Source organism: Rhizobium sp. 05L419, assembly GCF_056397845.1.
The window spans coordinates 107,959-122,329 of the sequence record NZ_JBFTOF010000003.1; the positions used below are offsets into that span (position 1 = coordinate 107,959).

At 61.4% G+C, this 14,371-nt stretch carries 11 protein-coding genes, 1 other RNA gene and 1 pseudogene; 5 read left to right on the plus strand and 8 right to left on the minus strand.

Annotated features, from left to right (window positions below; all coding sequences use genetic code 11):
* Window positions 1-4: 4 nt before the first annotated feature.
* Window positions 5-895: a tRNA (adenosine(37)-N6)-dimethylallyltransferase MiaA gene (gene miaA, locus AC1DMK_RS04610; protein WP_080725610.1), complete on the minus strand. Its 891-nt coding sequence runs from the start codon at window positions 893-895 to the stop codon at window positions 5-7.
* Between miaA and serB the strand changes: the two genes are divergently transcribed.
* Window positions 894-1,784 carry a phosphoserine phosphatase SerB gene (gene serB / locus AC1DMK_RS04615; protein ID WP_477857415.1) on the plus strand — a complete coding sequence of 297 codons (891 nt, stop codon included), beginning with the start codon at window positions 894-896 and terminating at the stop codon, window positions 1,782-1,784. The two genes, miaA and serB, sit on opposite strands and share 2 nt — an antisense overlap.
* A gap of 31 nt (window positions 1,785-1,815) precedes the next feature.
* Here the strand turns inward: serB and AC1DMK_RS04620 are convergent, their stop codons facing one another.
* The 5 genes from AC1DMK_RS04620 to AC1DMK_RS04640 form a co-directional block, all read right to left on the minus strand.
* Entirely contained in the window at window positions 1,816-3,414 is a 1,599-nt protein-coding gene (locus AC1DMK_RS04620) for a DegQ family serine endoprotease (RefSeq protein ID WP_037066236.1), read from the minus strand.
* A 202-nt stretch (window positions 3,415-3,616) separates the two neighbouring features.
* Entirely contained in the window at window positions 3,617-4,570 is a 954-nt protein-coding gene (gene hflC, locus AC1DMK_RS04625; protein ID WP_037066239.1) for a protease modulator HflC, read from the minus strand.
* Window positions 4,571-4,573: 3 nt separating this feature from the next.
* Window positions 4,574-5,656 carry an FtsH protease activity modulator HflK gene (gene hflK, locus AC1DMK_RS04630; RefSeq protein ID WP_037066241.1) on the minus strand — a complete coding sequence of 361 codons (1,083 nt, stop codon included), beginning with the start codon at window positions 5,654-5,656 and terminating at the stop codon, window positions 4,574-4,576.
* A gap of 154 nt (window positions 5,657-5,810) precedes the next feature.
* Window positions 5,811-6,323, minus strand: coding sequence for a dihydrofolate reductase (locus AC1DMK_RS04635; protein ID WP_477857418.1), 513 nt, complete (start codon window positions 6,321-6,323; stop codon window positions 5,811-5,813).
* Between the two features lie 12 nt (window positions 6,324-6,335).
* Window positions 6,336-7,130, minus strand: a complete 795-nt coding sequence (locus AC1DMK_RS04640) for a thymidylate synthase (RefSeq protein ID WP_477857420.1) — start codon at window positions 7,128-7,130, stop codon at window positions 6,336-6,338.
* A gap of 114 nt (window positions 7,131-7,244) precedes the next feature.
* On the opposite strand from AC1DMK_RS04640, the gene ssrA reads away from it, so the two are divergent.
* The 4 genes and pseudogenes from ssrA to AC1DMK_RS04660 form a co-directional block, all read left to right on the plus strand.
* Window positions 7,245-7,614, plus strand: a transfer-messenger RNA (tmRNA) gene (ssrA, locus tag AC1DMK_RS04645).
* A 127-nt stretch (window positions 7,615-7,741) separates the two neighbouring features.
* Window positions 7,742-8,254, plus strand: a complete 513-nt coding sequence (locus AC1DMK_RS04650) for an SspB family protein (RefSeq protein ID WP_037066248.1) — start codon at window positions 7,742-7,744, stop codon at window positions 8,252-8,254.
* 48 nt (window positions 8,255-8,302) lie between these two features.
* Window positions 8,303-8,494 (plus strand): DUF4169 family protein, encoded by a 192-nt coding sequence (locus AC1DMK_RS04655; protein WP_037066251.1) that lies wholly within the window; start codon window positions 8,303-8,305, stop codon window positions 8,492-8,494.
* Window positions 8,495-8,595: 101 nt separating this feature from the next.
* Window positions 8,596-8,802 (plus strand): annotated as a pseudogene (locus AC1DMK_RS04660) (ribbon-helix-helix domain-containing protein); the annotation flags it as partial.
* 146 nt (window positions 8,803-8,948) lie between these two features.
* Here the strand turns inward: AC1DMK_RS04660 and AC1DMK_RS04665 are convergent.
* Together AC1DMK_RS04665 and AC1DMK_RS04670 are read right to left on the minus strand one after the other, a co-directional pair.
* Entirely contained in the window at window positions 8,949-12,683 is a 3,735-nt protein-coding gene (locus AC1DMK_RS04665; protein ID WP_477857700.1) for an AsmA family protein, read from the minus strand.
* Between the two features lie 195 nt (window positions 12,684-12,878).
* Window positions 12,879-14,291: an FAD-binding oxidoreductase gene (locus AC1DMK_RS04670; protein WP_477857422.1), complete on the minus strand. Its 1,413-nt coding sequence runs from the start codon at window positions 14,289-14,291 to the stop codon at window positions 12,879-12,881.
* Between the last annotated feature and the right edge of the window lie 80 nt (window positions 14,292-14,371).

The following is a 14,371-nucleotide window of genomic DNA, read 5'->3' on the forward strand; positions in this document are numbered from 1 at the left end:
ATCGTCACCGACGTTCCCAGCTCTCATCCATCTGGTTGCGAAACCATGTCATCTGCCGCTTGGCATATTGGCGGGTCGCCGCAGCGCCTTTTTCAAGAACCTCGCTGCGAGACATCGTACCGTCGAGCATGTCTGCGATCTGGGAAACGCCGATAGCCTTCATGGCAGGCATGTCAGGAGAGAGCGAAAGGGAGAGAAGCGCCTTGACCTCATCCTCGGCCCCCTCCTCCAGCATCTTTTCGAACCGGCCGTTGATCCGCGCATGCAGGATGGCCCGCTCCGGCAGCACGACGATCTTCTGTGCAGCCCCCGGATCCACGATCACCGGACCTGCCCGGCCTCGGAAGTCGGCAATCGACCGGCCGGTCGCCTCCAGCACCTCCAGCGCCCGGACGATCCGCTGCCCGTCCTGCGGGCTGAGCCCTGCGGCAACGGACGGATCGCCATCGGTCAGCTGCGAATGAAGACGCTCGGCGCCCTCCTCCTGCAGGCGGGCACGCAGGCGGGCGCGGACCTCATCGGGAATCGCCGGCATGTCCGACAGGCCGCCTGTCAGCGCCTTGAAATAAAGGCCGGTGCCGCCGACGAATATCGGTAGGCGACCTTCGGCCCGAAGACGGGGCAGTAGCTCCTCCACGTCGCGCAGCCAGGCGCCGGTCGAATAGGCGTTGCCGGCCGACACATGGCCGTAGAGACAATGTGGCACGCCCTGCATATCGTCGTCGGAGGGACGCGCGGTCAGCACTCGCAGCGTATCGTAAACCTGCATGCTGTCGGCGTTGACGACGACGCCGTTTCGGCGTTTCGCCAATTCAACCGCTAGCGCGGACTTGCCGCTGGCGGTCGGCCCGGTTATCAGGATCGCGTCCATTGCGCTCAGAAGGTTTTCCATCATGGCCCTCGTTGCCACGCTTGTTGCCAATCCGTCAAATCCCGTTCTTACGCCTGCTATCGCCGAGAAGGCTGCCGAGGCAGTGAAAGCGTCCGGTCTCTATTGGCTCGCCGACGGAATTGCCTGCGACATCGCCCTTCGCGACGGCACGGAGGCGAAGGCCGCACGAGCCGGCATTCTGGCAGCGATCGCCGGCGCGGCGATCGATCTCGTCATCCAAGAGACGGAAACGCGCCGCAAGCAGTTGTTGATCGCCGATATGGATTCGACCATGATCGGGCAGGAATGCATCGACGAGCTGGCGGCCGAGGTCGGACTCAAGGACAAGGTCGCGGCGATCACCGCCCGCGCGATGAATGGCGAAATCGCCTTCGAACCGGCCCTTCGCGAGCGCGTCGCCTTGCTGAAGGGTCTGCCGATCTCCGTGGTCGACGACGTCATTGCCAAGCGCATCACGCTCACGCCAGGTGGCCCGGAGCTGATCGCTACGATGAAATCGAAGGGGCACTATACGGCCCTCGTTTCCGGCGGCTTCACCGTCTTCACGAGACGGATCGCTGAGACGCTCGGCTTCGACGAAAACCGCGCCAACATCCTGCTCGAAGAAAGCGGCATCCTGACCGGCTTCGTCGCCGAGCCGATCCTCGGCAGGCAGGCCAAGGTCGACGCACTCAACGACATCTCGGAACAGCTTGGCATCTCGACGGAAGACGCGATCGCCGTCGGCGACGGTGCGAACGATCTCGGCATGCTGCATCTGGCCGGATCGGGCGTCGCGCTCCACGCCAAGCCGGCCGTGGCAGCTGAAGCGAAGATCGAGATCAACCACGGTGACCTCAGCGCCCTGCTTTACATCCAGGGCTACAGGAAGTCGGATTTCGTCAAGGCGTGATGGAGCGGGCCCGAAGGCCCGGTCCCGACACTCATTCCATCGGCACTGCGACGAAGCGCAGATCACCATTCGCCGATGCGATCATCATCTGGGCGTTGCGCCGGCCTTCCTGCTTCAGCGATTGCACCTTGGCAGCGACGGCCTCCGGAGAGCGCATGAACTCCTGCGCCACCTCGACGATCACGTCGCCTGCCTTCAATCCCTTTTCGGCGGCAAGCGATCCAGGCGCCACCTCGGCAACGAGAACGCCATCAACGCTTTCGGCAATACCGAAGGTCTTGCGGGTTTCGGCGCTCAACGCCGAGAGCGAGAGACCGAGAACATTCTTGGCCAACGACGCATCCGGCGCCGGCTGTGAGGGCTTGCCCTTTCCATCGGGAACCGGCTGGGTCTGGTCGCCGTCCGGCTCATCCATATCCTGGTTCTCATCCGGATCCGGATTGATGATGCCGCCCTGCGAGTTATCCGAACCGGCATCGTTGGAAGCTGCCTGATCGCTGTCTTCCAGGCGGCCGAGCTTCACCTTGACGGTCTGCTCCTTTCCATCGCGCAGCACCAGCACATCGACTTCCTTGCCAACCGGGCTTTCCGCCACCACGCGCGGAAGGTCGCGCATTTCGTTGACGGCCTTGCCGTCGAATTTCAAGATGACATCGCCGGCCTTGATCGAACCGTCGTCGACCGGCCCACCCTTGATGACGCCTGCGACAAGCGCACCCTTGGCGCTCGATAGCCCGAGACTGTCGGCGATGTCGTCGGTCACCGGCTGAATGCGCACACCAAGCCAGCCGCGCCGCGTCTCGCCGAATTCGCGCAGCTGCTCAACGACGCCTGCTGCAAGCTCCGAAGGAACGGAGAAGCCGATGCCGATCGAACCGCCGCTCGGCGAAATGATCGCCGTATTGATGCCGATCACCTCGCCCTTCATATTGAAGAGAGGTCCGCCGGAGTTGCCCTTGTTGATTGCCGCATCGGTCTGGATGAAGTTGTCGTAGGGGCCGGCATTGATATTGCGGCCACGGCCGGAAATGATGCCCACGGTCACCGATCCGCCGAATCCGAACGGATTGCCGATGGCCATCACCCAGTCGCCGATGCGCATACCGCTGGAATCGCCGAACTTGACGAACTTCAGCGGCGTCTTCGGCTCTACCTTCAGCACGGAGAGGTCCGTCTTCGTGTCGGTGCCGATCAGCTTGGCCTTGAGCTTGCTGCCGTCGGCGAAATTCACCTCGATGTCGTCAGCACCCTCGATCACGTGGTTGTTGGTGACGATGTAGCCCTGGGGATCGATGACGAAGCCCGAACCGAGCGAATTGACGTTGTGGTTGCCGCCCGGCTTGCCCTTCTGCTTGTTGAAGAAGTCGTTGAAGAACTCCTGGAAAGGCGAGCCGTCGGGCGCGCGCGGCGCTGGACCCGCCCCTTCGTCGTCCTTCACATTCTGTGACGTGGAGATGTTCACGACCGCATCGAGAAGCCCTTCGGCAAGGTCGGCGACGGACGCCGGACCGTTCGTCGGCGGTGTGCCCTGCGCATGGACCACCCCGGTGAAACCGACATTAGCCAGAAGTGCAGCGCCGGCCAGGAGAGCGAGCGATCGTCTGTAGGTCGGGCGTATCGTGGGGGCCATCAAGCATCCTCGTATGGGTCAAAAGCGCACTCTGACCATGAGCATAAGGCGGAATGATGGAGGGTGAAATCACCTTTTCGAGAAATCCCGGGCAATCTGCATGCGACACACCAGAAGCGTCGAGGCGAGCACGGCGCACTGCTAAAATGCGAGGGGCCGGCAAGATGCCGGCCCCTCGTTTACAAAGCGCGATCGAGCGCGATCAGTTCGCAGGCGCAGCCGGCGGCGTCGGAGCGGCTGGCGTCGTCACAGGCACCGGCGGAACGCCCCCCGGGAAGCCCGAAGCGCTGTTGAAGTAGCGGAAGAACTCCGAGTTCGGCGACAGCACCAGGGTCGTATCCTGCGAAGACATCGCCGTGGTGTAGGCCGCCATCGAACGGTAGAACTCGAAGAAGTTCGGGTTCTTGTTGAAGGCGTCGGCAAACAGACGGTTGCGTTCGGCATCACCCTGACCTCGCAGGATTTCGGAGTCGCGCTGCGCTTCGGCCGTGATCTCCACCACCTGCCTGTCGGCGATCGCGCGACGGCGCTGCCCTTCTTCGCCGCCCTGCGCGCGCAGCAGTTCGGCTTCCGCCAAACGTTCGGCGCGCATCCGGTCGTAGGTCTTCGGCGCAACTTCGCGCGTCAGGTCGGTACGACGGATACGGACGTCCTGGATATTGAGACCAAGTGCCTCGGCATCCCGGTGCAGGTCGTCACGAACTTCGAGCATCATCGCGACACGCTCTTCGGAAAGGGCGGCGTCGAAATCACGCAGACCGTAAACGCGGCGCAGGGATGAATCGAGCTGCGTGCGAAGACGTGCCTCGGCAGACTCGCGGTCGCCCGAAACCGTCTCGCGGAAGCGGCGAACGTCCTTGATATCGTAGATGACGAAGGCATCGACGTCGAAGGTCGCACCGCCGCGCACCTGGACGCGGATGTTGTCGAGATCAAAGCGCAGTGCCTGCTTTTCGACAATCTGGACGCGGTCCGCATCCATGAAGGTGAACGGCAGCTTGAAGTAGATGCCTGGCTCTGTCTTGACGGACTGGATCTGACCGAACCGGACCACGATCGCCTGCTCGCGCGCGTTGACCACGAAGACCGACGAATAGACGCCGAGCAGCAGCACCGCGAGAACGATGAGAATGACGGGAAGCTTGTTCGAAGTCATGTCTCAACCTCCCTGCTGTGCGGGTTTGCCAATCTCGTTGAGCGGCAGATAGGGTACGACCCCCTGCTTCTCGTCGATCACGACCTTCTTGGAATTCTTCAGCACCTGTTCCATCGTTTCGAGGAACAGCCGCTTGCGCGTCACTTCGGGAGCCTTGGTATATTCGTCGTTGATGGAGTTGAAGCGCTGCGCCTCGCCTTCCGCTTCCTTGACGACGCGATCCTTGTACGCGGCAGCCGCTTCCCGGATCTGCGCCGCGTCACCGCGGGCTTGGCCGAGCTTCTGGTTGGCGTACTGGTTCGCCTCTTCGACGAGACGCTGCTTGTCCTGGTCGGCGCGCTGCACTTCTTCGAAGGCATCGGCGACCTCACGGGGCGGCGCCACGTCCTGAATGGTGATCGCGTTGATCGAAATGCCGCTCTGATAGCGATCCATCGTACCCTGCACGATGGCGGCCACTTCGGCTTCGATCGGCTGGCGGTTATCGCGGAACGTATCCTGCGCAGGACGGCGGCCGACGACTTCGCGCATGGCGCTTTCGGCGACCTGCTGCAGCGTTTCCGCCGGGTTCTCGACGTTGAAGAGATAGGCCTTCGGATCGGTCACGGTGAAGAACACCGAGAACTGGACGTTGAGGATGTTCTGGTCGCCCGACAGCATCAGTCCGGTCGCCGACGAAGACGTCGTCCCGCCGATGTTCTGCTGCTGAACCGTCACCTTGACGATCTCGACCGTTTCCATCGGCCACAGGTGGAAGTGCAGGCCGGGCATCGAAATTTCCGGCTTCGGATTGCCGAAGCGCAATTCCACGCCACGCTCATCAGGCTGCACGATATAGACGCATTGGAAAAGCCAGAATGCTGCGACGACAGCCGCAACGATAAGCAGGACGCCGGTGTTGAACCCGCCGGGCACGATGCCGCGAAGCTGGTCCTGACCGCGTCGAATGATATCCTCAAGATCGGGCGGACCGCCCTTCCCGCCACCGCCGCGTGGGCGGTTCGGCCCCTGCCCCCATGGTCCCTGATTGTTACCGCCGCCGCCGCCCCAAGGGCCGCCGCCGCCATTCTGATTGCTCCAGGGCATCAAAACCTCGTTGTTCGTTAAAACTTGCGATCGCCGAACCCACGGGGGCGGCGGATATCTGCGATCGTGACCGTTATAGGTATCGCCGCATCGGCTTTCAACGCGACATGAGGAACTTGGCGATATTTATTGGAAAATAGTTGGTTTTCGGCGTTCAACGCCTGTCGTAGACGACGAAACGGGTGGGGTAGCTGTCTTTTTCACCGGCCGGCACATCGCCAGTTTCCCCAACACTCCAAACCGCCGGATCGATAGCCGGGAAAGATGTGTCGCCCTCCACGCCGGTCCACACATGAGTGACGCAGAGACGATCGGCAAGGCCGATGGCTTGCGAATAGATCTGTCCGCCGCCGATGATGCAGATTTCGCTGACGCCTTCGCGCCGCGCCAACTCCTCGGCAAGAGCGATTGCATCAGATAAAGAGGCGACCGTCCTCACTCCGGGATGATCGATGGCCGCATGCCGGGAAATCACCACGTTCGGACGTCCAGACAGCGGCTTGCCGATCGAATCATAGGTCTTGCGGCCCATGATGACGGGCTTGCCCAGGGTCAGTGCCTTGAAGCGCTTCAGATCGGTCGACAGCTTCCAGGGCATGTCGCCGTCGCGGCCGATGACGCCGTTCTCAGCGACGGCAACCACGATGGTCTTGCGAATATCGGACATGAATTTCCCCGGTCAGACGGCAATCGGCGCCTTGATGCTGGCGTCTGCCTCGTAGCCGATTAACTCGAAATCTTCGAACTTAAATCCGAAGATATCCTTCACATCGGGATTGATGCGCATGAAAGGCAGAGGCTTCGGATTGCGCGTCAGCTGCAGCTTCGCCTGCTCGAAATGATTGTGATAGAGATGCGCATCACCGAGCGTATGAACGAAATCGCCGAGCTTCAGCCCGGTCACCTGAGCCACCATCATCGTCAGCAAAGCGTAGGAAGCGATATTGAACGGCACGCCGAGGAATATGTCGGCGGACCGCTGGTAAAGCTGGCAGGAAAGCTTGCCGTCGGCGACATAGAACTGGAACAGGCAGTGGCATGGCGGCAGCGCCATGCTGTCCACCTCCGCCGGGTTCCAGGCCGACACGATATGGCGGCGCGAATTCGGGTTCTTGACGATACCCGCAACGAGATTTGCGATCTGGTCGATATGGCCGCCGTCCGGCGCCGGCCACGAGCGCCACTGCGCACCGTAGACAGGGCCGAGATCGCCGTCCTCGTCAGCCCATTCGTCCCAGATGGAGACACCGTTCTCCTTGAGGTAGCCGATATTGGTCTCGCCCTTCAGGAACCACAAAAGCTCGTGAATGATGGAGCGCAGATGCAGCTTCTTGGTCGTCAGAACCGGAAAGCCCTCTGCCAAGTCGAAGCGCATCTGATAACCGAACACCGAACGCGTGCCCGTACCCGTCCGATCGCCGCGATCGGTTCCGCTTTGCGTCACATGGTTCAAGAGATCGAGATACTGCTTCATCGCCCGCCGCCGATTCCATTTTCCATATATTTAGGCTGCTCGGCGGCCGAAACCAATCGTCAAGTCGGGCCTGTCCCAACAATTGTTGCCGCACACAATGCTTTTGTGACGATGGCTCTTCCCATCCGAAACGGAAAACACTATATCAACCTTGCCGGTCCTCGGGCCGGCTATGGTGATAAATGAGCGGTGTAATAAGCCTATTGGACCCGGGGGCGGTACCCGGCGCCTCCACCAAAAACCGGCGGCCTTGAAACGAGATGGCCGGCTTTTGATGGGGGCGAAACAGGATCGACAAGGGTGTAAAGATCGTCTTTTTGCTCGGCATTGTACCGCCGTTATCGGGCTAAAATTGTAGTTGCAAATGACAACTATGCGGAAGCTCGTCTCGCTGCTTAATCGCAGTGTGACACTTCAAATCAAGTCCTGAAGGTTCGCACCTTAAGGCGGGGTTCGGAGGCACCTGGCAACAGAAGCCTTCACCTTCTCCCTGACGCGCAAATCATGTATGGTTTGAGAAAGTATGACTCGGCTCCGGCCTTTTCCAAGGCACCCGAGCATGGCATATAGCCTTGGGAAAAGACGTACGGACCAACGAAAGACAGGAAAGCATGGGGCAGGATCACATCCGCTACGACATTCTGGCGCAGGACGCGCTGCGCGGCGTCATCCGCAAGGTTTTGTCCGAAGTCGCAGCAACCGGCCGCCTGCCGGGCGAACATCATTTCTTCATTACCTTTCTCACGGGCGCCCCCGGTGTGCGCATCTCGCAGCTTTTGAAGTCGAAGTATCCGGAGCAGATGACCATCGTCATCCAGCATCAGTTCTGGGAGATGAAGGTCACCGATTCGAGCTTCGAGATCGGCCTGTCGTTCTCGGATATTCCTGAAAAGCTGTTCATCCCGTTCAACGCCATTCGCGGATTTTACGATCCTTCGGTCAATTTCGAGCTGGAATTCGATGTGCCGCTCGCCGACGGCGAGGAACTGCCGGACGCCGAGATCACCGCCTATCCCGTCGCGTCGGAAAAGACCGAGGAGACGCCCGCGGCCAAGCCCGCCGACGGAGACGAGAAGAAACCGGGATCGGTCGTTTCGCTCGACGCCTTCCGCAAGAAACAATAGGGATCAAAGGGAAGCAGCCGCTTCCCTTTTTTACGTCGGAGATCATCCGTGAGCGCCGAAATCGTCAACCTCCGCCAGTTCAGGAAAAAGCAGGCCCGTTCCGACCAGGAAAAGCAGGCCGAGCAGAACCGTATCTCCTTCGGCCGGACGAAGGTCGAAAAGAAACTGACAAAGGCGCTGAACGAGAAGGCCGACCATGCTCACGAACAAGGCCATATCGACAGGAACGACGACGGCTGACGAAACCGGCCGACCGCCGGAACGAATCGCCGATCAATCACTTTGGCCGCATTTTCTCAATCACTGTCTCAACGCCTAGAATCAAAATCTGAACCGGCACGATGATCCGAAAGCACTCGACCACCCTGCACGGACATCGCACCAGCTTTTCGCTGGAAGACGAGTTCTGGAGCGAGTTGAATGCCATCGCCGCGGCCCGCGCCGTACCCCTCGCGGCACTCATTTCCGAAATCGACGATCAGCGAGACCCCGACAGCAACCTGTCTTCGGCACTGCGGGTATACGTTCTTTTCTCGCTGAAGTCCGGGCCGGCCCGTCTGGAGGGCACCGAGCTTTCGAACGATCGGAGTGGAGAGCCTGGTGATGGCAGAGCGGGTTGGGATCGTGGGTTACGATGAAGCATTCGATCGGCAACAGCCTGCACCGGCGTGCAGGACCGAGTGCGCCGGTGTCCTTACTGCGGCACCTGCACGCCCGGCAGCCCCGGCATCGTCTTGAAATTGAGGGAGTTCTGGGGCGGTAGCGAAAGCTCGTCCTGCGCACGGCGTGCGGCATCTGCCGCAGCCTTTGCGTCCGCATCCGCTTTCTCCCTGGCGCGCACCTCCGCCTCGGCCTTGGCGCGCGCCTCGGCTTCCGCCTTCTCGCGTTCGGCCTGCTGTGCGGCAAGGGTTCTCAGCCGTTCCTCCTCGGCGCGCCGCTGCGTCTCGATGGCGGCCGCCCTCTCGCGCTCGGCATCGTTGAACTTGTAGAGCGACACTTCGCGCCGCAGGCGCTGCTTCTCGAGGACATTCGACTGCAACCGCTCGACACGCCGCCGTTCGCGCTCGAAGGCGCGCAGCGAAAGGTAGCCCGTGATATCGGTCACATCCATCACGCGACCCGGCGAGCCGAGCACACCGGAAAAATCGAGACGCACGGCGGGTTCCGCACCGGCAAGCGCCTCGCCGCCTGGATTGAGGTTGATGTCGAGCGACGCTGTGATGCGCTCCTGCGGCAGGTCGATCTGTGCATTGCCCGTCACCTTGGCCTGGTCGGTCGCGACGGTGACGTTCTGAACGCGCAGGACGCCGTCAGTGACATTGAAGGGTATCGCCGTGGGCGGCAGCTTTGCCTCGCCGTTGTTGAGCAGCGTTTCAACGATCGGGTGCACCTTGCCGGCATTCAACTGGTCCTGCATCGGATCGGTTGCCGCAAGCAGCGGAGCCAGCATTCCCAGGTTGAGGCCGCGGACATTGGTATCGCCGAGGCGCAGTTCGCCCGAGCCATTGAGGGAGCTCGCAATCTCCTTCATCGACTTGCCGGAAGCCTCTATCGACAGCGACATCCCGAACCTGCCATTGGCAACAGGAGCCCCGTCACGCGGCCAAACGACGCCGCCGAGATCGGCATCGGCAAGCGCGAGCTTGGTCTGGAAGAAACCGGTACCGCCGGCATTGGTAAACTGTGCATTGCCATCCAGCGTGCCGCCGTCCCAGCCGCCCTTGATGGCATTCAGTTGCAATTCGTCGCCTTTGTAAATGACGTCAGACGTGAGGTCCGTGATCGGGCTCGACCAGCCAGGCCAGAACTGCTTGGCAAAGAGCTTCACGTTGACGTCCATATCCTTGAAAACAGGCAGGCCAAGAGGTGCAGGCGACAGGTTGCCGGTCGCCGCCTCCGTCATCGGCCCGTACACTGCCTCGCCGAGCCAGACGGCATCAGCCTTGGAAAGCGCAAGCTCGCCCGTTGCCGTCGTCTTTTCTGCCTTGCGGTCGAGCGTCATTGCCCCGCTGAATTCATTGTCCGCGGCATGTCCGGCGATGTTGGAGAACGCGATCTTGTCGCCGTCGACCGTCGCCGTCGTCGTCAGCTTGAACGGCAGGCCGGTCCCCATCTGCGGCACTCCGACACCGTTCATCACCAGGTAGGGATCGAGATCGGCACTCTCCAGCGAAACCGCCACTTGCCCGTTCATGAAGGTCTGCGGACGAACATCGACTTTCCCGCTCGCGGTAAACGAGGTGCGATCGGTCGCGAAAGTCAGCGCAGCGTCGGCCGGATCCGTCCCCTCGGCCTGAACCTTCAGCGTCAGGCGGCCGTTCGCATCGGCGTCCACCGGCAGCGGGTCCAGCCCGGCCTGACCGAACAGAATGGAGGTCACAGTGTTTTCCAGCGTCGCTTCCAGGCTCGTGGTCCCCTTGCCCGTCAACGCCAGCAGATCGGACATGCGGTAGTCGAGGTTCACGCGGCTTCCATTGGCGACGCCCGCCAGCGTAACGGCAAGACCGTCACCCTGGTCGCCGCCCAGGGTGACCGCGCCGCGCAGCGCCGTGTTGGTATACCAGGCCGCGTTGCGCACAAGCCGATCCATGACCGGATGCTGCGGCAGATGCTGCTTGAGCATCGTGAAGAAGGAGCCCGGATCGGCGGATTTGAAGGTGATCTCACCCGATCCCTTGTAGTCGAGCAGCGAGCCTTCCGCCCGGCCCGTCGCGGTCAGTTCCGCGCCTGCCAGGTTCTTCACCGAGAGCTTGTCGACGGCAAGCGCGCCATCGGCAATGGTGAAGCTCGTTTCGACGTCGCCTGCCTCGACACCGAAGGCGGTGAACGTGTCGGCCTTCAATACAGCCCTGATCTTGTGGTCGAGCACGTTGTCGCCGGCGTCCTGCCCGGTGAAGAGCCCGGTCAACGCCCTCAGCGCATCAAGATCGAGCGCATCGCCGGCAAGCGCTACATCCAGGGTCGGCGCCTGATTGGCGACGGCCTGTCTGTCCAGCTTGCCCTTCAGGGTCGCCGGCCCGATGGCGATTTCCAGATTATCGAACAGCTGCCGTTCGTGGGTGAGGCTGACATTTGCGGAGAAGCCCGCCTGCCGCAACTGACGGATAGCGGGATCAACGGAACCAGCAAGCCACGAAGCGAGCCCGCTCGGCTGGTTCGATGCCACCGTGATCTCGCCGTCGAAAGACGGTTGTCCCTGCAGATTGAGCCGTCCGCGGCCTTCCACCTGCGTGCGTCCGGGCAGCGTACCGACCGCGTTGTCGATCGTCCAGCCGGTGCCGGCCGGTTCGAGATCGAGCTGCACGTCCCTGATCGTCGTGTCGCCGGCGACGATCGCGGGCAACCGGACGCTCGCCTTGCCGGGCACCTGAGGCACCGGCACCTGCGAGACGATCTGGATCAGGGTGTTCAACCGCTGGCGGGCCGAAAGACCCGGATCCCGCGCGGTCTTCCCGCCTGCTCCCTGGTTTCCGATGCGGTTGACGTCGATTTGCTGGCCATCGGCCGTCAGCAGAAACTGCGGGTTGCCGCCGGTATCGAGCGTTGCCTCGCCGGTAATGACGTAAGGATCCTCCTGCGAGCCGATTTCCAGCCGGTATTCGGGTATGTGGATGCTCTCGTTGGTAAGCTCGAACTTCCCCTTCAGGCGTGGCGGAAGATACGTCTTGTCTGCGGCCTTTGCCGTACGCGGGCTCTCGATGGCCGCCGAAATCGTCCCCTGATAGTTTGGCCTGCTGTCGACCAGCTTCAGTTCCCCATCCAGATCGACGGTCACGGGATGCCTGTCGGGCTGCAGGCGAGTGCGCATGCGCAACACGCCATTATCGTCCGGCTGGTTGCTGGAGACGGAAAAACTGCCATGCTCGCCGTCGAGCGCCGCATCGCCGTCGATGCGCCAGGGACCGGCCAGCGACTTTGCAGACATCTCGGCGTTCAGCCCGGTCACATGGCGCGTCCGGCCAGACTGGTCGTCGATAAACCGGACGTCGCCGCCGCTGACATGGACATTCTCCAGAACGACGGTCCTGGCCGGAATCTCAGGCTGGCTGCCGCGCGTCCAATCAAGCGTGCCGTCCTTGAGAAGCCTCAGCTTCACCCTCGGATTGACGATCCGCATGTCGAAAATAAGCGCCTCGCCCGACAGGAAGGGAGCCAACTCTGCATCCATCGAGAACTGCTCGACCTGTACGATCGGCGAACCGTCCGTCTCCTGGCCGACGCGCACGTCATGCAATGTCACGGACGGGAAAGGCAGCAACCGCGCATCGACAGAACCATGCACCACGACCTTCTTGCCAATGATGCGGCTTGCCTGATCTTCAAAATTTTTCCTGAAGTCGGTCCAGTCGATGAATAGCGGCGCGAGCAGCGCCACGAATAGCGCTACGACAATCAGCCCACCCAGTACGACGAGGAACCGGCCCACCAAGTCAGTCATTCTCCATTCGGGAAACCATCGCGGACACTAGAACATGAAACCGAAAGGTGTGAAGCGGCTTTCAGGCAACATCATGCTCAATTTCCCTTGGTTCGGAAGGCGTGGTCTGGACGATTCGACATACGATCCCTCGTCTCTAGTGGCATTCATGCCGCAAGCAAGCCAAGACGAATAGAATGTTGATTTTCAGGCATAATGGAAAATCTTGCCGGGATTGAAGATATTATCCGGATCGAGCGCATGCTTGACCTGTCGCATCAGATCGACGGCGCCGCCGAGCTCCTGTTCGAGGAAGGCCATCTTGCCCTGCCCGATCCCGTGCTCGCCGGTGCAGGTTCCGTCCATCGCCAGCGCCCGCGCATTGAGCCTGCCCACGAAGTCTTCGGCAACGGCAGTCCCCTCTTCCGTCTTGTCGTCAAACAGCAGCAGGACGTGGAAATTGCCGTCGCCCGCATGCCCGACGATCATCGCCAGCAGTCCGTGCTCCTCGATGTCGGCCTGCGTTTCGCCGATGCAATCGGCAAGCCTTGAGATCGGAACGCACACGTCTGTCGAGAGCGCCGCCATCTCGGGCGCGAGCGCACGCGACGCCCAATAGGCATCGTGCCGCGCCTTCCACAGCTTCGTCCGCTCCTCGGCATTGACGGTCCAGTGAAATTCGCCTCCGCCGCACTCTGCGGCGATTTCCGCGAATTGCTCCGATTGCAGCACAACGGTTTCGTCCGTGCCGTGAAATTCCAAAAACAGCGTCGGCTTCTCGTCGTAGTTCAATTTCGAGTAGGCATTGCAGGCCTTGATCTGCAATGCGTCAAGAATTTCGATGCGGGCCACCGGAACGCCCATCTGGATCGTCATGATCACAGCATCGCAAGCGGCGCGCACGCTCGGAAACGCGCACACGCCGCCACCGATCTTCTGTGGGATGCCCTGCAGCCTGAGCGTTACCGAGGTCAGGATGCCAAGAGTGCCTTCGGCGCCGACGAAGAGCCGTGTGAGGTCGTAGCCGGCGGAGGATTTGCGGGCCCGGCGTGCAGTCCTGATTTCCTCGCCGTTCGCCGTCACGACCGTCACGGCCAGTACGTTGTCCTTCATCGTGCCGTAGCGAACGGCATTCGTTCCCGAGGCCCGCGTCGACGTCATGCCGCCGATCGAGGCGTTGGCACCCGGATCGATCGGAAAGAACAGACCGGTATCGCGCAGGTATGTATTGAGCTGCTCGCGGGTGACGCCTGGCTCGACGGTGCAGTCCAGGTCTTCAGTGTTCACCTCAAGAATGCGATTCATGCGGCTGAAATCGATGGAAATACCGCCGTTCGGCGCGTTCACCTGCCCCTCGAGCGACGAGCCGGTCCCGAAACCGATCACCGGCACCTTGTGCTCGGCGCAGATCTTGACGGCTGCGGTCACATCGTCGGTGCTCTCTGCAAAAAGCACGCCGTCCGGCAACTGCGGAGGAATATAAGTCGTCGTATGGGCGTGCTGGGCGCGAAAGGCCTCGCCGGTCTGAAAGCGCTCGCCGAAGCCCTGCTTCAGGATGCCGAGAGCAGCCGCGATGCCCGCCTCGTTTCGTTTGCCGGCCTTTGCGTCTTTGAGCGCCATCTCGTTGATCTCCCTTACCCAATCTGCCCGGAGGCAGGTTGGTATGAGACATGAGACGGCGCCTGTCTAGTGCAAGAATA

Excerpts from the sequence above, each read along its gene's own strand:
- serB (WP_477857415.1), top strand. The coding sequence starts at position 894 with ATGGCCCTCGTTGCCACGCTTGTTGCCAATCCGTCAAATCCCGTTCTT.
- miaA (WP_080725610.1), bottom strand. The coding sequence starts at position 895 with ATGATGGAAAACCTTCTGAGCGCAATGGACGCGATCCTGATAACCGGG.
- AC1DMK_RS04620 (WP_037066236.1), bottom strand. The coding sequence starts at position 3,414 with ATGGCCCCCACGATACGCCCGACCTACAGACGATCGCTCGCTCTCCTG.
- hflC (WP_037066239.1), bottom strand. The coding sequence starts at position 4,570 with ATGACTTCGAACAAGCTTCCCGTCATTCTCATCGTTCTCGCGGTGCTG.
- hflK (WP_037066241.1), bottom strand. The coding sequence starts at position 5,656 with ATGCCCTGGAGCAATCAGAATGGCGGCGGCGGCCCTTGGGGCGGCGGC.
- AC1DMK_RS04635 (WP_477857418.1), bottom strand. The coding sequence starts at position 6,323 with ATGTCCGATATTCGCAAGACCATCGTGGTTGCCGTCGCTGAGAACGGC.
- AC1DMK_RS04640 (WP_477857420.1), bottom strand. The coding sequence starts at position 7,130 with ATGAAGCAGTATCTCGATCTCTTGAACCATGTGACGCAAAGCGGAACC.
- AC1DMK_RS04650 (WP_037066248.1), top strand. The coding sequence starts at position 7,742 with ATGGGGCAGGATCACATCCGCTACGACATTCTGGCGCAGGACGCGCTG.
- AC1DMK_RS04670 (WP_477857422.1), bottom strand. The coding sequence starts at position 14,291 with ATGGCGCTCAAAGACGCAAAGGCCGGCAAACGAAACGAGGCGGGCATC.